This is a genomic window from Aurantiacibacter sp. MUD61 (assembly GCF_027912455.1).
Taxonomy (GTDB): domain Bacteria; phylum Pseudomonadota; class Alphaproteobacteria; order Sphingomonadales; family Sphingomonadaceae; genus Alteraurantiacibacter.
The window spans coordinates 2,712,207-2,730,888 of the sequence record NZ_CP115446.1 but is presented as its reverse complement, the minus strand read 5'-3'; the positions used below and the strand labels follow the sequence as shown (position 1 = coordinate 2,730,888).

15 protein-coding genes and 1 pseudogene are annotated in these 18,682 nt (G+C 60.7%); 10 read left to right on the top strand and 6 right to left on the bottom strand.

Going from position 1 to position 18,682, the window contains the following annotated elements; translation table 11 throughout:
• Window positions 1–78 precede the first annotated feature (78 nt).
• Together O2N64_RS13205 and O2N64_RS13200 are read left to right on the top strand one after the other, a co-directional pair.
• Window positions 79–1,182 (top strand): NADH:flavin oxidoreductase, encoded by a 1,104-nt coding sequence (locus O2N64_RS13205; RefSeq protein WP_271078046.1) that lies wholly within the window; start codon window positions 79–81, stop codon window positions 1,180–1,182.
• Between the two features lie 133 nt (window positions 1,183–1,315).
• A complete protein-coding gene (locus tag O2N64_RS13200) occupies window positions 1,316–2,599 on the top strand; it encodes a sugar transferase (protein WP_271078045.1) in 1,284 nt (427 codons plus the stop codon).
• Window positions 2,600–2,601: 2 nt separating this feature from the next.
• On the opposite strand, the gene O2N64_RS13195 is transcribed toward O2N64_RS13200, so the two are convergent.
• On the bottom strand, window positions 2,602–3,849 hold the full coding sequence (locus tag O2N64_RS13195; RefSeq protein WP_271078044.1) for a glycosyltransferase family 4 protein: 1,248 nt from the start codon (window positions 3,847–3,849) through the stop codon (window positions 2,602–2,604).
• Window positions 3,839–3,988 (bottom strand): annotated as a pseudogene (locus O2N64_RS14435) (hypothetical protein); the annotation flags it as partial. The gene O2N64_RS13195 and the pseudogene O2N64_RS14435, both read right to left, overlap by 11 nt.
• Before the next feature lie 545 nt (window positions 3,989–4,533).
• Here O2N64_RS14435 and O2N64_RS13185 point away from each other — a divergent pair.
• The 7 genes from O2N64_RS13185 to wecC are packed head-to-tail and all read left to right on the top strand — an operon-like array spanning window position 4,534 to window position 13,180.
• Entirely contained in the window at window positions 4,534–5,445 is a 912-nt protein-coding gene (locus O2N64_RS13185) for a metal-dependent hydrolase (protein ID WP_271078042.1), read from the top strand.
• Window positions 5,446–5,478: 33 nt separating this feature from the next.
• Window positions 5,479–6,870 (top strand): cryptochrome/photolyase family protein, encoded by a 1,392-nt coding sequence (locus tag O2N64_RS13180; RefSeq protein ID WP_271078041.1) that lies wholly within the window; start codon window positions 5,479–5,481, stop codon window positions 6,868–6,870.
• Between the two features lie 42 nt (window positions 6,871–6,912).
• On the top strand, window positions 6,913–8,139 hold the full coding sequence (locus tag O2N64_RS13175; protein WP_271078040.1) for an SAM-dependent methyltransferase: 1,227 nt from the start codon (window positions 6,913–6,915) through the stop codon (window positions 8,137–8,139).
• 22 nt (window positions 8,140–8,161) lie between these two features.
• Window positions 8,162–9,424, top strand: coding sequence for a serine hydrolase domain-containing protein (locus O2N64_RS13170; RefSeq protein ID WP_271078039.1), 1,263 nt, complete (start codon window positions 8,162–8,164; stop codon window positions 9,422–9,424).
• Between the two features lie 7 nt (window positions 9,425–9,431).
• Window positions 9,432–10,682, top strand: coding sequence for a serine hydrolase domain-containing protein (locus O2N64_RS13165; RefSeq protein WP_271078038.1), 1,251 nt, complete (start codon window positions 9,432–9,434; stop codon window positions 10,680–10,682).
• A 57-nt stretch (window positions 10,683–10,739) separates the two neighbouring features.
• Window positions 10,740–11,915 carry a non-hydrolyzing UDP-N-acetylglucosamine 2-epimerase gene (wecB, locus tag O2N64_RS13160; RefSeq protein WP_333781562.1) on the top strand — a complete coding sequence of 392 codons (1,176 nt, stop codon included), beginning with the start codon at window positions 10,740–10,742 and terminating at the stop codon, window positions 11,913–11,915.
• On the top strand, window positions 11,912–13,180 hold the full coding sequence (wecC, locus tag O2N64_RS13155; RefSeq protein ID WP_271078037.1) for a UDP-N-acetyl-D-mannosamine dehydrogenase: 1,269 nt from the start codon (window positions 11,912–11,914) through the stop codon (window positions 13,178–13,180). The genes wecB and wecC overlap by 4 nt, the downstream gene beginning before the upstream one ends.
• On the opposite strand, the gene O2N64_RS13150 is transcribed toward wecC, so the two are convergent.
• The 4 genes from O2N64_RS13150 to purF form a co-directional block, all read right to left on the bottom strand.
• Window positions 13,177–13,752, bottom strand: a complete 576-nt coding sequence (locus tag O2N64_RS13150) for a hypothetical protein (RefSeq protein WP_271078036.1) — start codon at window positions 13,750–13,752, stop codon at window positions 13,177–13,179. The two genes, wecC and O2N64_RS13150, sit on opposite strands and share 4 nt — an antisense overlap.
• Before the next feature lie 458 nt (window positions 13,753–14,210).
• On the bottom strand, window positions 14,211–14,558 hold the full coding sequence (locus O2N64_RS13145; protein WP_197921128.1) for a PilZ domain-containing protein: 348 nt from the start codon (window positions 14,556–14,558) through the stop codon (window positions 14,211–14,213).
• A 93-nt stretch (window positions 14,559–14,651) separates the two neighbouring features.
• Window positions 14,652–15,383 carry an SDR family NAD(P)-dependent oxidoreductase gene (locus tag O2N64_RS13140; protein WP_271078035.1) on the bottom strand — a complete coding sequence of 244 codons (732 nt, stop codon included), beginning with the start codon at window positions 15,381–15,383 and terminating at the stop codon, window positions 14,652–14,654.
• Window positions 15,383–16,873, bottom strand: a complete 1,491-nt coding sequence (gene purF, locus O2N64_RS13135) for an amidophosphoribosyltransferase (RefSeq protein ID WP_271078034.1) — start codon at window positions 16,871–16,873, stop codon at window positions 15,383–15,385. The genes O2N64_RS13140 and purF overlap by 1 nt, the downstream gene beginning before the upstream one ends.
• A 172-nt stretch (window positions 16,874–17,045) precedes the next feature.
• On the opposite strand from purF, the gene O2N64_RS13130 reads away from it, so the two are divergent.
• Entirely contained in the window at window positions 17,046–18,485 is a 1,440-nt protein-coding gene (locus tag O2N64_RS13130; RefSeq protein ID WP_271078033.1) for an O-antigen ligase family protein, read from the top strand.
• The last annotated feature ends 197 nt before the right edge of the window (window positions 18,486–18,682 follow it).

Below are 18,682 nucleotides of genomic sequence, written 5' to 3'. Positions count from 1 at the left end.
CCGGTCAATCCGGGTTGCAATTTGCAACTGGGGTCATCAATTGTGCCTGCATCAGATAATCACAAAGGATAGCCATCCATGTCAGCACTTTTCCAGCCGATCACCATTCGCAACCTCACTTTGAAGAACCGCATTGCGATGGCGCCGATGACGCGCAATTTCTCCGCCGATGGCGTGCCGGGCGCGGATGTCGCCGAGTATTATCGCAAGCGTGCAGAAGGCGAGGTCGGCCTGATCATTACGGAAGGCACCGGCGTTGACCGCCCGGAATCGCGCAACGAACCCAATATCCCGCGCTTTCACGGCGACGATGCACTGTCCGGCTGGCGCAATGTCGTGGAAGCTGTGCATGGCGAGGGCGGCGCGATCGCTCCGCAGCTTTGGCACACCGGCCTTGTGAAAGAGCAATTCCCCGATCGGCCGCGTCCGGGCACGGCAGAGGGCCCCTCAGGGCTCTACAAGGAAGACAAGCCCTATGGCCGTGCGATGAGCGAGGAAGACGTCGCCGATGCAGTCGCCGCTTTCGTCCGTGCTTCGAAGGATGCAGTGGAACTGGGCTTCGACAGCATCGAATTTCACGGCGCCCATGGTTATTTGATCGACCAGTTCTTCTGGGGCGTGACGAATGTCCGCGAAGACAATTGGGGCGGCGACACGCTGGCAGAGCGCACCCGCTTTGCCGCCGAAATCATCCGCCAGACGCGTGAGGCTGTCGGCGATATCCCGCTCATCATCCGGATCAGCCAGTGGAACCAGCAGGACTACACACGGCGACTTGCGACGACGCCCGATGCGCTGGAGGCTTGGGTGACGCCGCTCGTCGATGCGGGGGCGGACGTCCTTCACTGCTCACAGCGCCGTTTCTGGGAGCCGGAATTTCCGGAACTGGACGGCGAGAGCGGTCTCAATTTTGCCGGTTGGGTAAAGAAGCTTGGCGGCGTGCCGACCATCACTGTGGGTTCGGTAGGCCTCGATGCCGATTTCTTCGGCGCGTTTACCGGTCAGGAAACGCAATCCACCGATCTTCGCGATCTTGAGGAACGGCTGGATCGCGGCGAATTCGATATGGTTGCTGTAGGCCGCGCGCTGATTTCCAATCCGCATTGGGCGCAGCATATTCGCAAGGGCGAATGGGATCGGCTCGAAGGGTACAACACCGATCACCTCAAGCAATTGGTATAAAAGACACGTCTTTTGAACAAAATGCCGCAAATGCGAAGGGAGGAGTCTTGCTCCCTTCGTAATTGGCGCGTAAACCGCCGACTTCTCACTCGCACAATTTGCTAATGACCGGGAAGGGCAGCGTTTCATGCTGATGGCAGCGCCAAATGAGCTGATTCAGGATGGGCGCAGTATTTACCGCTCTTTTTCGCTGCAGGTCCTTGCAGCGGTGGGGTTCGGTTGCCTGCTGCCCTCTCTGCTCTATTTCGGGCCGGAATTCCTGTTTTCGCGCATGGGAAGCGTGCAGCATAGCGTGATCGCGTCGATCGCGGCGACAGTTTGCGGCATTTTCTTCGCGCGCCGTCTGAACATCTATCCCGGCGTGAAGCAATTCGGCGCGGTGATCCCGACATTCGTTGCCAGCTATGGCCTTGCCGCTCTCGTCATCCTTGTCACCCGGCTCGACTATTCCATCCCCTTCCTGGGCGTGAATTTCTTCGTGTCGCTGACGATTTACCTCGGCATCATGGTCATCGCGACGCGCTATGATCAGAACGTCTTTTACACCGTGCCGGGCGGACGGGTGAAACGCTTGGCGAATGTCGGGCTGCATGTGCGCAACATGCCGTCGCCCATCCTGCCCAATCACCGCGGTGCGATACTGGTCGCCGATCTTCATGCCGACCACGGAGATGACTGGGAGCGACTTCTGGCGAATGCCGCCTTGGAAGGCATTCCCGTTTTCCACTTCAAGCAGGTGATCGAGGCAGCGACCGGCAAGGTGCAGGTCGAGCATCTGTCCGAGAACAGCTTTGGTTCGCTGCTGCCCAATATGAGCTTCATGCGGGTGAAGCGGCTCGCCGACATTTTCCTTTGTCTTGTGTTCTTGCCGCTGGCTTTTCTGCCGCTGCTGGGCGTGGCTCTGCTGATCAAGCTCGATTCACCGGGGCCCGTATTTTTCCGCCAGAGCCGCGTTGGCTATCGCGGAGTTCCGTTTCGCGTGTTGAAATTCCGCACGATGCGGACCGAGAAACTGGAAGAGGACGAGACGGCACGCCGGGCCAAGGCAATGACCGGCGACAACGATCCGCGCATTACCAAGCTAGGCCGGTTCCTGCGCAAGACGCGCATCGACGAGCTGCCGCAGATGTACAACATCATGCTTGGGCACATGAGCTGGATCGGCCCGCGTCCGGAAGCAATCGAACTGTCACGCTGGTATCGTGAGGAAATCCCGTTCTACGATTATCGCCACATCGTGCGGCCCGGCATCACGGGTTGGGCGCAGGTGAACCAGGGCCATGTCACCGGCCTCCACGATATCGATAACAAGCTGCAATACGACTTTTACTACATCAAGAACTTTTCATACTGGCTGGATTTCCTGATCCTCGTACGCACCGCTCTGGTCGTTTTCACCGGCCACGGTGCGAAATAGGATCAGCCGCGCGGCATCAATTTGTCCGCCAGCGCTTCCCACTGCAACAACACAGCACGGCGGTTGAAGCCCTGTTCGACAAGCGTTCGTGCGTTCTCGCCCTGCTTGGCACGGTGCTGCGGATCGTCAGCATATTTCGTGAGCAAGCCTGCTAGCGTCTCAGCATCGTTCACCGCGACGACGGCACCCGAATTGCTCTCGGGAACGATGGACCCCAGCTCACCTTCCGTGCTGCCGATAAACACAACCGGGCGACCGCTCGCTGCAGCACCGTAAAACTTGCTCGGCACGATCAGCCCCTCAAGCGCAGGCAGGAGCGAAACCCAGTGCACGTCTGGAACGGTGAGCGAATACCCCAGCTGCTCGCGCGGCTGGTAGGATTTGAAAGTGAAGTTCGATAGCGCGCGGGCTTCAACTTCGCGTTCGAGATGCTCGCGCAAGAAACCGCCGCCGATCACCAGGAAGCGGATGTCTCGGCGACCTTCCCGATGCAGGAGCTGCGCTGCGGAAAGCAAGGTTTCGACTTCATGCGCGCGGCCAAGATTGCCTGAATAGCCGACGACCAAATCGGATGCGGCAAACCCCCATTCCTTGCGCAGCGGATTATCCGCTGCAGCGATCGGACGGATGCTTTCATCATCGGTCATATTGGGGATGACGATGACACGATCGGCCTCGACGTTTCGGCTACGCAGCAGTTCGGCCATTTTCTCGCCGATCGCGATATTCATATCCGCCTTGCGCAGCGAGCGATCGCGCAAGGTTCGGGTGAGGCGAGCGGGGATACTGTTCGTGCCGATGACGCCGAATGCCTCCGCCACTTCGGGATAGAGGTCCTGCAACCAATTGGCCCGGCGCGCACCTTTCAGGCGTGCCGCAATGCCAATGGGCCAGGACAGGACGGGAGGGTCGGTCTTTGCGACCACCACATCGCCTGAACTGGCAACGCCAAGCGTTTTCGCAAAGGCACTGACATAAAAGCCGAGATAGTCGATCAGTCGACCGACGATATTGCCGCGCCCGAAGCTTGGCGTCGCAACGCGGTGGATGTGTACGCCGCGATGGGTTTCGCTCGCCGAGTAAGGGCCTTCGTCGCTTTCGTACGATAGCCTGCTGGCGATAACTTCCACCTTGTAGCCGGCTTCGGCGAGGTGGAAGGCGACATCGCTCAGAATCTGCGAAGTGGCGCTGCGGTCCGGCCAGAAATAGCGATTGACAAAAATGATCGTCCCGCGCGTGTCATCCGGCATTGCTTTTTCCAAGGTCGCTGGTGCCCACCTGGCGAGCCGGGTTTCCGGCGACAATCACTCCTGCCGCGACATCTTTGGTGACGACAGACCCAGCGCCGACGACCGCCCCGCGGCCGATCGTCACACCCGGGGTAATCAGGGCGCAGGCTGCGACCCAGGCGCGATCTTCGAGCACAATCGGTGCGGCGACCAGCTGGAACGCATCATTGGCCTCATGGCTGGGCGTACAGAGATAGCTTTTCTGGCTGACGATGGCTTTCTTGCCGATGGTCACATGGGCCGCATTGTAGCAATCGCTGTGCGGACCAAGGCAGGCCTCTTCCAGCATGGTCAGGTTCCATGGCGCCCATATGCGTGCGCTGGGATAGGGATGGGCGCCTGCGCGAATGTCTGCACCGAAACAGCGCAGCAGAAACCGCCGCCAGCTGTGCAGCATCACCGGGCTCGGCCGATAGAGCAGCAGCCAACAGGCCGACCAGATCATGCGCTTGATCTTGTGGCTCAGGCTTGGGGCAGGAATTGGGCTCGCTTGCATGGTGTCCGAATGGCTTCAAAGCTGCAGGCGGTCCTCCGCCGTTCGCGCGGCTCTATGCTGCACGCCGGGGGAAATCAATTGGCCTGTGCTAAGGATTTACAACGCTTTTTGGCTTGTGCCTGCGTGGCTCAATCCTGCAAGGCTGGGGTATGGACAATCTCACCCATTCGCTCGTTGGCGCGCTGATCGGCCAAACGGGCCTCAAGAAAAAGACCGGCCTCGCCATGCCCGCGCTGATCATCGGAGCGAATTTGCCCGATGTGGATGCGGCGTGTTTTTTCTGGCTCGAAGGGACGGAGCACCTCGGCTTCCGGCGCGGAATCACGCATGGGCCGCCAGCGCTCATCCTGCTGCCATTGATACTGGCGGGCCTGCTATGGGGCTGGGATCGCTGGCAAGCATCGCGCGGAAAACGGCCAGAGGGCAGGGTGCCGGTGCATTTCGGCTGGCTTTACGGTCTCGCTTTCCTCGGCGCGCTTACGCATCCGGCGCTCGATTGGCTCAATGTCTACGGCATCCGCTTTCTGGAGCCGTTTTCCAGCCAATGGTTCTATGGCGACACGCTGTTCATCATCGACCTGTTCCTGTGGGTGCTCATGGGGTTCGGTCTATGGTTCTCCCTGCGTAAGGAGAAGCGCGGCGGGGACTGGCAGGAGCTGGCGCGTAATGTCTTGAGCATTGCTGGGATATACATCGTCCTGAACTTCGCCATCAGCCAATACGACAAGGCGCAGAATGCGTCTTACGTAGCCTCCATCAGCTCACCGCCACCGGTGTTCTTCTGGCAGCGTGAGACGATCGGCATCGGCGGAGCGGACAATTATTTCATCGATGGCGAGCGTGTAGGCAATGCGCCGCTATCCGCCTGCGATCTCGACGCTGCGCGGGCATCGAGCAGCCAGATCGAGGCGTTTCTGTTCTGGAGCCGTGCGCCTGTGCTCGACCTGACGGGAGAGGGCACATATATCCTTGGAGATGCGCGTTTCTACGATCCACGCAGCCGCGACCGTTTCAGCATCGCGATCCCAACTGAGTTTTGCACGGAACCCGCGCCCGGCTGATGCGCTGATTGCCCATAACAACGGGGAATCTTTGTGTCCGAACCTCAAATCGTCTGGCTGCGGCGCGACCTGCGCCTTTGCGACCATCCTGCTTTCACCGCCGCCGCGCAGGCTGGTCCGGTCATCCCGGTATATATCCTCGACGATGAAACGCCCGGCGATCACAAGCTTGGCGGGGCGAGCCGCTGGTGGCTTCATCATGCGCTCGAGGCGCTGGAAAAGGATTTGGGGCGCCACCGTTCCAGGCTGATCCTGAAGCGCGGCAAGGTAACCGATGTGCTGCCCAGGCTGGTCGAGGAGACAGGGGCTGCTTGCGTCCACGCCATCCGCCATTACGAGCCGTGGTGGCGCAAGGCGCAGGGCGATCTGAAAGACGAGATCCCGCTTGAATTGCACGATGGCAATTACCTGCTGCCGCCCGGTTCAGTGACGACCGGCTCGGGCGATCCCTACAAGATCTACACGCCTTTCAAGAAATCGATGTTTCAGGCCATCGACGGGTTCGACATCCTGCCGGAGCCGAGTTTCGACAATCCCGATAGCTGGCCGGATAGCGACAGTCTTTCCGATCTCGACCTGCTGCCGACCAAGCCCGATTGGGCGGGCGGTATGCGCGACTTCTGGGGCGCGCAGCACGGCACCTCTGCGGCGATGGAGGCTTTCGAGGAGTACCTCGACATCGTCTCGGACTATGACGACAAGCGTAACCTGCCGAGCGAGCACGGCACCAGCCGCATGTCCCCGCATCTGCATCACGGCGAAGTTTCCCCGCGGATGCTGTGGGAAGCGATGAGCCGCTACACCTCCGATGGCGCGACGACCTATCGCGAAGAGCTGATCTGGCGCGACTATGCGCAGAACGTGATTTGCCAGTTTCCGGCCTACGGCAAGGAGCCTTACCGCGATGGCTATGACGAGAATTTCTGGCGCAACCCCAATCGCGGCCATGTGATCCAGGAAGAGCTGGAGAAATGGCAGCGCGGCCAGACCGGCTATCCCATCGTCGACGCCGGCATGCGCGAGCTCTGGGCGACGGGCTGGATGCACAACCGCGTGCGTATGATCACCGCCAGCTTCCTCATCAAGCATCTGCTGATCAATTGGACCCATGGCGAGGAATGGTTCTGGGATACGCTTTGCGATGCCGATTACGCCTCGAACGCCACCAATTGGCAGTGGGTCAGCGGCACCGGCGTCGATTCCAACATGTTTGTGCGCATCATGGCGCCGCTCAGCCAGTCGGAAAAATTCAACGCGGGCGATTACATTCGCCAGTGGGTGCCCGAACTCAGCCATATCGAGGGCGATGCCGTCCACGATCCGGAGGAGCACGGCTGCAAGCCGTATGATTATCCATCCAAGATCATCGGCCATAAGGAAGCGCGCGAACGGGCGCTGGAAACTTACAGGGCGAACAAAGACTAGGCTGCGCTTGAATGCTGCGCGGGCGCTCGGCATAGGGTTCGCATGGCAAGCCGCAATGCAAGGGGAGGAGTGCTGCTCGAAAGCGGGCGGCGGTATGGCGCGAAGCCCGGCATCCTCGCGCGACTGGTGGCACCCGCCGTTTCCAAGATCCTCGACCGAATCGACGCGGGACTGGCTGCTGGCACGCTTTACGGCGTCTTGCCCGATGGATCGCGCCGAACGCTTGGCGGACATGCGCCGGGGTTCGAGTGTCAGGTCACTCTGCACGATTGGCGAGGGCTTTTGCGCATTGCGACTGGCGGGTCGGTTGGCCTTTATCAGGCGTGGGAAGCGGGCGAATGGTCGAGCGATGATCCGGTCAGTTTCTTCGCCCTGTTCGTCGCCAATGCCGATACGCTGGGCGATGTCGCGCGGGCCAAGGGGCCGTGGCGGTGGGCGAGCCGGATGCTCCATGCGCTCAATCGCAACACCAAGCGTCAGGCCGAAAAGAACATCCACGCGCATTACGATCTCGGCAATGATTTCTACGCCGCATGGCTCGATCCGACGATGAGCTATTCTTCGGCCTACCGGCTGGAGGAAAATCTCGAGGCTGGCCAGCACCGCAAATGGCATCGCCTTGCAGAGCGGGTGGGCACCCCTGATAGCGTGCTCGAAATCGGCTGCGGCTGGGGCGCGCTCTCTGCATATTTGGCTGAGAAAGGTGCGCGCGTCGATGCGATCAGCCTGTCCGAAGAGCAATTGGCTTGGGCGCGAGAGCATCACCCCGGCGTGCAATTCCTGAAGCAGGATTATCGCGATACCTCGGGCCAGTTCGATGCCATCGTCAGCGTGGAAATGGTCGAGGCGCTGGGCCGTGAATACTGGCCGACTTTCATGGACTGCATCGCCCGCAACCTGAAGCCCGGCGGGCGAGCCGCGATCCAGTATATCGCCATGCGCGACGAGCTGTTCGATGCCTATGCCAAGAGCGCCGATTTCATCCAGGCCTATGTGTTTCCCGGCGGAATGCTGATCCGCGCCAGCGAGTTTCGCGCGCTTGCGGAAGCGCGGGGCCTCAGCTGGGAAGACCAGGAAGACTTCGGCCTCGATTATGCCGAGACGCTGCGCATCTGGCGCGAGCAGTTTGACGCGGCCGCCAAGGCCGATAAGCTGCCGCCTGATTTCGACAAGCGTTTCCGTGACTTGTGGCGTTTTTACCTGATGTATTGCGAAGGCGGATTTCGCGGCGGAGGCATCACCGTCAGCCAGGTGACGCTGGTCAAATAGTACACTCACTGGGGAGAGAGACATGAAATCGCAGATTTTTACCGGGTGCATCGCGGCAGTCTTACTTTCGGGATGCGCGCACTCCGCCATGCCGGATGCAAGCGCTGAAACCTCTGTCGCTCCCGCTCCCCAGCCAACGACGGCGGTCGCTCAGGCTCCGGTCGCCGCTCCCTCGCAACAGATGGCGATCCCGGCAGACCGCAACGTGCTGTTCTGGCCGCAGGATGTGCGCGCTGTTGCGTTCCGGATGATGGACCAGATGCCGCAGGTGGCGCAGTCCCGCGCGATCGATACCGGAACCTCGGTGCTCCCCTTGCCGGACGGCGAGCCGCTCGATCTGGGTGATTTCGAACTGGATGCTTTCATGCAGTCCCAAAGCTCGGCGGGAATCGTGGTTGTGCATGACGGGGAAATCGTGCTGGAGCGCTATGGGCTCGGCATGACAGCGACCGATCGCTGGACGAGCTTTTCGGTCGCCAAGAGCCTGACCTCCACGCTGGTCGGCGCCGCTATTCAGGATGGGCATATCGAAAGCCTCGATGATCCGGTTACCCGCTACATCGAGGATTTGCAGGGCTCCGCCTATGACGATGTATCGATCCGCCAATTGCTCACCATGAGTTCGGGCGTGCGGTGGAACGAGAATTACGGCGATCCGAATTCGGACGTGGCCCAGTTTGCCAATCATCAGGCCGAAGATGGCCTCGATGTCACCGTCAGCTATATGCGCAACCTTCCGCGCGCGAATGAGCCGGGCACCAACTGGCGCTACAGCACGGGCGAAACCAATCTCGTCGGCGTGCTTGTCAGCGAAGCCGTCGGCATGCCGCTCGCCGATTATCTTTCCATGAAAGTGTGGCAGCCCTTTGGCATGGCCTATGAGGCGAGCTGGCTGCTGGGTGACACCGGGCATGAAATCGCCGGATGCTGCATCCAGGCGACCACGCGCGACATGGCGCGCTTCGGCATGTTCACCCTGACCGACGGCATGATCGACGGGGACCGGATAGTGCCCGAAGGATGGTTTTCCGAGGCTACCGATCCCGCGTTCCAACTATCCGCTCGCGGTGATGGATACGGCTATCAGTGGTGGACGCACCCCGGTGATACCTACGCCGCGCAGGGCATTTTCGGGCAGGGCATTTTCATCGATCCCTCGCGCGACCTTGTGATCGCGACAAACGCAAACTGGCCCGATGCGACAGGCAATGGCGGCAAGGGAGCAGAGCGGTTTGCCTTCTATTCCGCCGTGCAGGCCGCGGTGGACGCGCGGATGGGAGATTAATCGAGCAATGCCTAGCGCTCTCAAATGGTTGCTCGGAATTGTCGTGCTGCTGCTCGCAGCGGCCGGCATCTATGTCGCGACGCTGACGGACGACCAGCGCGCGGTCCTCGCCAATATGCCAACCGATACGGACGTGTTATTTTGGCCGGAGGAGACGCGCGAGGCGGCATTTCGCGCAATGGATGCATTTCCGGCTTTGGCAGAGGCACGGGTGATCGAGGCGGGTGATGCGACCTACCCGCTACCCGCTGGCGAACCGATCGACCTCGGTACCTTCGACATGGACGCTTTCATGGACAGTCAGAATTCCGCCGGGATCGTGGTCGTCCATGACGGCGAAGTCGTGCTGGAACGCTATGGCCTGGATTTCTCCGCCGATGGCAAATGGACGAGTTTCTCCGCTGCCAAGAGCTTCACCTCCACGCTAGTCGGCGCGGCGATTGCCGATGGCTATATCGACAGCCTCGATGATCCGCTGGTGCAGTATATCCCCGATATGGCGGGCTCGGCCTATGCCGATGTGACGATCCGCCAGCTCCTCACCATGTCGAGCGGGGTGCGCTGGAGCGAGGATTACACCGATCCGGAAAGCGATGTGGCGCGCTTCAACAATCATGTTTCCGAAGAGGAAGGCGTTGATTCGCTTGTCGATTACATGGGCCAGCTGCCACGCGAGGCGGAGCCCGGGACGCGCTGGCTTTACAACACCGGCGAGACCAATCTGATCGGCGTGCTGGTGCGCGAGGCGACGGGCAAGGATCTCGCCGATTACCTCTCCGAGAAAGTCTGGGCGCCCTTCGGCATGGAGCAGGATGCGACCTGGCTCCTATCCAATTCGGGTAGCGAGATTTCCGGTTGCTGCATTCAGGCGAGCACGCGCGATATGGCGCGGTTCGGCCTCTTCGCGATGGGCGGCGGCATGGCTGGCGGGGAGCGGGTCGTGCCCGAAGGCTGGTTTGATGAGGCAACCACTGCGGCCTTCGAAACCGGGCGGTTTGACCGTGGCTACGCCTATCAGTGGTGGACCTATCCGGGCGGCGCTTATGCTGCGAGCGGTCTCTACGGACAGGGCATTTTCATCGATCCTGCGCGCAATCTCGTGATCGCTACGCATTCCAACTGGCGGCAAGGTACGGGGAATGACGGTGCGGGCACGGAGCGTAATCGCTTCTATGCCGCCGTGCAGGCCGCCGTTGACGCGGAGCGCGGCGAGGAAGGCGTGCGCGTGGGCGAACCTGCCGAGCCGATGGTTCGGTAAGCCAATGGTGAACGCCGCGGTAGGATTATTTTTACGCGGAATCGCTAAGGCTCTCGCGTGGTTGACCTTGCACCAGACTCGATTTCCGGCGCGCATAGCGTGACGCCGGTCCTGCTCGTCTTCGGGACACGCCCGGAAGCGATCAAGATGTTGCCCGTGGTGCGCGCGCTGCGGCAGGTGCCCGAAGTCGACTTGAAAGTTGTCACAACGGGCCAGCATCGCGAGATGCTCGATCAGGTTTTCGCCGTGTTCGACGAACAGCCCGATATCGATCTCAACCTCATGACGCCGGGCCAGACGCTATCGGACATTACCGCGCGCGTGATGCGAGAACTGGATGCTCTGATCGCCGAGCACAAGCCGGGCCTCGTGATGGTGCATGGCGATACGACCAGCGCGATGGCAGCGGGACTGTCGGCCTTCTACAACCGCGTGCCGGTCGGCCATGTCGAGGCGGGGCTGCGCAGCCATGATATCCGTCATCCCTGGCCGGAAGAATACAACCGCGTCTCCATCGATGCCGTGGCAGACCTGCTCTGGGCACCGACCAGCACGGCCGCGCAGAATTTGAAACGCGAACGCCCCGCCCAGCAGGGCAATGCCCGGCATGTCGAAGTGACCGGCAATTCGGGGATTGACGCATTGCTGCATGTCGCAGGCACTCTGCAGGGCGACGAGCTTGCGGGGCTGGGCCTGGCACTCGATCCGGGTAAGAAGCTTGTCCTCGTCACCGGACACCGGCGTGAGAGCTTTGGCGATGGCTTCGGGCGGATTTGCGACGCGTTGAAGACGCTGGCCGATCGCGGTGATGTCGAAGTGGTTTATCCGGTCCATCTCAATCCGCAGGTGAAAGACGTGGTCGAGGCGCGGCTGGGTGATACGGATGCCATCCACCTCATCCCTCCGGTCGACTACGTGCAGATGGTCGCGCTGATGCAAGCCGCGCATTTTGTGCTGACCGATAGCGGCGGCATCCAGGAAGAGGCGCCTGCGCTCGGCAAGCCCGTCCTCGTGATGCGCGAAGTCACCGAGCGGCCCGAAGCGGTTGCCACAGGCGTCGCCCAAATCGTCGGCACCAGCGTCGAGGGCATCATGGCCGCAGCCACGCGCCTGCTTGACGACCCCGAACATTACGCGCGCCGCGCGCGCAAGGTTTTCCCCTATGGAGACGGCTCGGCGGCCCAAAAAATCGCCGCCAGCGTCGCCCAGTTCATCAAGGCAAAAGCGCAATGAAAGTCTGCACCGTAGGGCTCGGCTATATCGGCCTGCCGACCGCCGCCATGTTGGCGAGCCGGGGGCATGAGGTCATCGGTCTCGATGTGAATGAAAGCGTCGTGGAGGCAGTCAACGCTGGCCGTGCGCATTTCCAGGAGCCGGACCTGCAGATGCTGCTGTCCGCCGCCGTCGACACCAAGCGCCTGCGCGCCACCACCACGCCCGAACCCGCCGAATTCTTCCTGATCGCCGTTCCGACACCGATGGTGGATGAAGGCCCGGACATGACCTTCGTCGAGGCCGCCGCGCGCACGATCGCGCCAGTGCTCGAAAAGGGCAATGTGGTGATCCTCGAATCGACCTCGCCCGTCGGCTCGACCGAGCGGCTGGGCGAGATTCTCGCCGAGGAACGCCCCGACCTGACTTTCCCGCGCTACCGCGACGAGGATAGCGAAGCGGACGTGGCTTTGTGCCATTGTCCAGAGCGCATCCTTCCCGGCCAGATGCTGCGTGAACTCGTCTCGAACGACCGCATCATCGGCGGCCTGACGCAGGACTGCGCGAACAAGGCTGCGCGGCTTTATCAAAGCTTCGTGATGGGCACCTGCTACATCACCGACAGCCGCGTGGCGGAGCTCTGCAAGCTGTCCGAGAACGCCTATCGCGATGTGAACATTGCCTTCGCCAACGAACTCTCGATCATCTGCGACAAGCTGGGTACCGATATCTGGCAAGTGCGCGAGCTGGCCAACCAGCATCCGCGCGTGAACATTCTGATGCCGGGGGCAGGGGTGGGCGGCCACTGTATCGCGGTGGACCCGTGGTTCATCGTGTCCTCCGCACCTGACGAGGCGCGCCTCATTCGCACCGCACGCGTGGTGAATGACGACAAGCCGCACCGCGTGGTCGGCCAGATCCGCAAGCTCGCGGACAAGTTCAAGGTACCGACGATCGCCTGCTACGGCATCACCTACAAACCAGACGTGGACGACGTGCGCGAAAGCCCCGCGCTCGAAATCGTCGAGCAAGTCGCCGGCATCGAAGGCGCGCAGGTGCTGGTGGTGGAACCGAATTTGTCGGAGCTACCCGCGTCGCTGGCAGGCCGCGACAATGTGAAGCTCGTCACCTCGGACGAAGCCCGCGAGGCGGCAGATATCGTGACCTTCCTCGTCGGCCACCGTCAGTTCAAACGACTGGAAGGCGACAGCTATCTGCAGAAAGCCGTCGTCGACACGACCGGCATGTTCTCGACCCGCAAGGCGAAAGCGGTGGAGCGGGATTAGTCTCCGGTCCTGACGCTTTCATTCCCGACGAAGCCGAATTGCAGGCTTTGAGTGAGCCCAGCATACATGAGCACTGCGAGAAGACGGGAGATGCTTTCGTAGTCAGAATTTGAGGACGAAGCTTCTTCTGGGGGCCAGAGTGTCACAGCTTCTCCGGAAACGAGCAAACGCCATTCGGTTTCGACTCCAGAATGCTTTTCGAGCGCATCGACGTAGCTTTGCAGATCGGTAAAATCCTGCCGGACAGGAAAGCCTTCAAGCAAACCAAGTTCGGAAGGCCTGCTTTCTGCACTCTCCAACATTTGAGGCCGCATCATTTCTGCGACATGCGCGTCGTAAGCGGCGCTCATGTCCGTTCGATCAAAGCGGACAAATGCACCTGAGACAGCTTCGTGAATGCACGTGAATTGCTGTTCGCGTGGGTTTGCTTCGGACCGTATCTCTACGTCGACGTAATAGTGTTCGGAAACATCGACCACCGTAATACCATCAGCGTTAAGACCGCAATCAACTAGGCGCTCGACGATAGTTTCCTCAACGGAAGGTGGTTCCTGCGGCGGTATGTCGATCATCAGCCGAGGCTACCAAGGCGTTGGTACGCACGCAAAAGAAAAGGGCGCCGCAATGCCGAGGCAGTGGACCGCGATTACTCGCCGTTCGCCTTCGAACGCCGACGCAACCAGGTGCTGGCGATTCCCCCAAGTGACGAGAGCGCGAGCGCCCCTGCTGCAAACAAGAGAAGCTGCGAGGGTTCGTACTCGCCAGATGAAAGCTTCTCCATTCGCTCCGGCCTCCGCCAAAACACAATGGCGAAAGAAAGAACTAGCCAGCCAGTGGCGTGAAAGGCTGTCTCTCGGGCGAAACTGAAGCGGATTGGCCTGCGAGAGGGCTCGGAATAAGCCTTGCGTCGTTTACGCATGTGCTTGCGTTTTCGTGGCATGCTCGACTGCGTAGTGTGGCTCCTCAAGCATGGCAAAAGAAAAGGGCCCCGCAATGCGGAGCCCTTTCCAAGTCAGCCTCGCTGGGAGGTTCAGCCCTTGAACGATCCGTCGCCGCGATAGCGGGCGAGGATGTTGTCGTGGACGATCGGGCTGAGCAAATTGGTGAAGGCGCAGCCTGCCACACCATTCTCCCACCAGACGACTTCGGCCTGCAGGCTTTCGAGACCGGGCAGGGTCAGCCAGCAGATCGAACCAGGATGCATCCGGTTGAGAGCGGTTGCGGAGAAGCCGCTGAGAGACAGATCGTTCACCACGGTCTGGAAAGCGCGGCTACCCGATGCGCGCAGCTGGGCAGGGATCATGATGCGCGTGCGGGGTGCACTGCGATCTTCCTGTGCGGCGACCTCGTATCGGCCAATCGTGTTTTGCATACTCATGGTCAGACAATCCATTCAAAGCGTTGACGGTCCCCACCGTGTTGCTTTGCGCAAAATGTCCGGATTTGCTTACCAGCAGCTTACGACAGATGGTTAAGAGGATATTTCCACTCGTTCGCGGTGCAAATTGGCGAATCCTTTTTCCGCCAGCTCGGCAATCCGTTCTGCCACGGCCTCTGGCGGCTTGACCGTTTGCGGGTCTTCACCGGGATAAGCACGTGCGCGCATGGAGGTGCGAGTCGCGCCCGGATCAATGATCGCGACGCGGATTTCGGAGATTCGTTCGACTTCCTTGGCGTGGCTTTCCAGCAGATTGTCGAACGCGGCCTTGGTCGCGCCATAGGCTCCCCAGAAGGGGCGGGGCTCCGCGCCGACAGAGCTAGTAAGGCCGATGATCTTGCCCGCCTCGGCGCGCTTCAGCAGCGGATCGAAGGCAGCGATCAGGGCCTGTGTGGCGAGCACGTTCAGCGTCAGCGCTTCGTTGAACGGCTTCTGTTCGATCTGTGTGACGGGCGTAAGCGTGGGCAGTTGCGCCGCGCTGATGACCAGCAGGTCCAGCTTTTCGAAGCGTTCGGCAATCGCCTGGGCCAGGCGACCGATCGAATCGGTTTCGGTCAGATCCATCGGTGCGATCGTGGCGGTGCCGCCCGCATCGTGGATCGCATCCTCTACCGCTTCCAAATCCTTCACCCGGCGACCGGTGATCACGACATGCGCGCCCTTTGCGGCGAGCGCCTTTGCCGTCGCAGCGCCGATCCCGCGGCTGGAACCGGTGACAAGCGCGACCTGGCCGGAAAGCGGCCCTTGGGGAGTTTCGTCAGCCATCAGCTGTCCTTTGTATCAGTATCTTTGCCCACATCGAGCGAGAGCTGCGCGTCCACGGTCTCGCGCCGCGCAAGATCTGTGAGGGGAGTGGGATATTCGCCCGTGAAACAGGCATCGCAATATTGCGGACGGGCATTGTCGCGCCCTTCGAGGCCCACGGCGCGGTAAAGCCCGTCGATCGAAACGAAGGCGAGGCTGTCCGCCTGAATGAATTCGCGCATGGCGGCGAGGTCCATCCGGCCCGCCAGCAGTTTGGAGCGCTCCGGCGTGTCGACACCATAGTAGCAGCCATTGCCCGTCGGCGGACTGGCGACGCGGAAATGCACTTCGGCAGCGCCTGCATCACGCATGATCTGGACGATCTTCATCGACGTGGTGCCGCGCACGATCGAATCGTCGATCAGCACGATGCGCTTGCCTTCCACAATGGCGCGGTTGGCGTTGTGTTTGCGCTTCACCCCTGCGTGGCGCGCGCCGTCCGAGGGCTGGATGAAGGTGCGACCGACATAGTGCGAGCGGATGATGCCAAGCTCGAACGGAATGCCGCTTTCCTGCGCGTAACCGATGGCGGCTGGCACGCCGCTGTCGGGGACGGGGACCACGAGGTCCGCCTCGCACGGGCTTTCCTTGGCGAGCTCGATCCCGATACTCTTGCGGCTGTCATAGACGGAGCGCTTGTTGAAGATCGAATCGGGACGGCTGAAATAGACGTGCTCGAAAATGCACGGGCGCGCAGGCACATCGCCGAAGGGGCGGTGGGAGCGCATGGTGCCATCGAAATCGACTTCGATAAATTCGCCGGGCTCAACCTGCCGCTCGAAAGTTGCGCCAACCACGTCCAGCGCAACCGTCTCGCTGGCGAAAACGGTGGCGTCGCCGAGTTTACCCATCACCAGCGGGCGGATCCCCATCGGATCGCGGCAGGCGGCCATGCCGCGCGGGGTCATGACGATCAGCGCGTATGCACCTTCGACAAGGCGCAGCGCATCAACCAGCTTGTCCAGCATCGTCGGATACCGGCTGGTCGCGACCAGGTGGATGATAACTTCGGTGTCGGACGTCGACTGGAAGATCGCGCCCTTTTCCACCAGTTCCTGACGCAGTGTTGCGGCGTTGGAGATATTGCCATTGTGCGCCACGGCGAAACCGCCGCTCGCAAGATCGGCATAAAGCGGCTGCACATTGCGCAGTCCCGCCCCGCCGGTGGTCGAGTAACGCACGTGGCCGGCGGACATGTGGCCCGGTAGTTCTGCCAGGGATTCTTCGGTGCCGAAATTCTCGGCGACATGGCCGATGGCGCGCCGGGTGACGAATTCCGCACCATTATAGGCGGAAATGCCGACAGCTTCCTGCCCGCGATGTTGCAGCGCATGGAGGCCGAGCGCGGTGACGGCAGAGGCTTGGTCGACGCCGATAATGCCGAACACGCCGCATTCTTCATGCAGCTTGTCGTCACCGTCTCCGTCGTGATGGGGATGGGCGAGGGTCATCGATTTCCGTTTGTGGCCAGCAGCGTTGCCGCAATGGCGATGTTACGCGGTTATTACAAGGGGGCGGAACAGCTGCTTTGTGATATCCGCAGGCGTTACAACACTATTCTTGATGATTTTCGCGCGCGTGGCTATCGGCGCAGCCAAGTGATAACTGGCTCTGCCGGTATCGATGGGAAGGGACCGGGTCATTCGCAACGTCAAACCACGCTGGTTCGAATATACGTCGGATAAGGCTTTCTGGCTGTTCGTCATATTCGCTGCTGCCGTGTTCCTGATGGGAGGCGGCTCGCGCTACGACATCGAAAGTGTCGGGCCGCTGCGGGCATTTTCGGCTCTGGTTCTTGCCGTGGCTGTCTGGTGGCAGAGCCGCGAAAGCTTCGCGCTGATCCGCTGGCCTATTGCGCTTATCGCCCTCCTTGCCGTGTGGATGATCATCCAGCTCATCCCGCTGCCGCCCGAAGTCTGGCAGTCGCTTGCCGGGCGTGAGGCGGTTGCGGAAATCGATAGCTTGCTTGGGCTGAGCGATCTTTGGCGACCGATTACGCTTTCCCCGCTGCGCACGTGGAATTCGCTCGCATCATTGACCGTTCCTGTCGCGGCACTGATGCTGATGGCCTTGCTGGACGGGTCACAGCGCCGTAAGCTTCGCACTTTCATCATCGTTGTCGGCCTGGTGAGTGCGCTTCTGGGCATCGCCCAGCTTGTGCTGCGCGCAAATCCGGGTCTGTATCTGTACGAAATCACCAATGCTGACAGCGCCGTGGGCCTGTTTTCAAACCGCAACCACAACGCCCTGTTCCTGAACATCGCTCTATTGTTCAGCCTGTTTGAACGCGGCGCGTCGCAGGTTGGCATGCCGCGCACTGCAGGCAAGTTCACACAGGCCACGGCAATCCGCCTGGCCGTGAGCCTCGTCCTCGTGCTCGGCATTCTCATCAATGCATCGCGCTTTGGTCTTCTGCTCCTCGCGGTGAATGGACTTGTCTTCGCATGGCTGCTCATTTCCGATTTTCGCACCCGGGAGAAAGCGGGGGCATCTTCGAAACTGGTAAAGTGGCTCGGATTTGGGCTTGTCGCAGGCTCGCTTACACTGATCGGACTGTTTGCCACCATTTCACGCTTGCCTGCCTTGGAGCGACTATTCAGCTCGAGCCTGACAGACGATCAGCGCCTTGAAACACTGCCGGTGATTTTCGGCTTACTGAAAGATCACTTCCCCTTCGGCACAGGGTTCGGAGCTTTCGAGCAGGCATTTCGGATCGTTGAGCCGGAAGCGATGATCCGCCCGCGTTACCTCAATCATGCGCATAACGATTGGCTACAGTTTCTGGTCGAGGGCGGAGCGGCCAGCGTTATATTGCTTGTTCTCGCGATCGGCTGGCTTGTGCGGAAACTCGTGCTTCTGCTGCGGGCAGGTCAATTTCAGAAACAGGGAGGTCGAGGCGCGATTATCGGTTTTCTCACCTTGGTGATGATCGGGCTGCACAGCATCGTCGATTACCCGCTGCGCACGCCTTCGCTGATGCTTGTCGCAGCGCTTTCGATCATCTTCATCGCCAAGGCGGCTCAGAAAACCGGCGTGGGTTCAGTCGGCAGCCAGCCAAGCTGATGCTTGGTTGCGCGGAAATGCGGTAGAAAACGGTGCTCATGGACACTACAGGCGCACGCCTTCCACATCTCACCAGTTTTAAGCAAAAGTCTGTAAATTGGCTTTTGCAGTCTTGGCACGTCACCGCTATCGCATGATCCGCAAGGGCGGATGTCGATCAGTGAGCCGATTTCATCGGTGGAAACGAATTGAAGGAT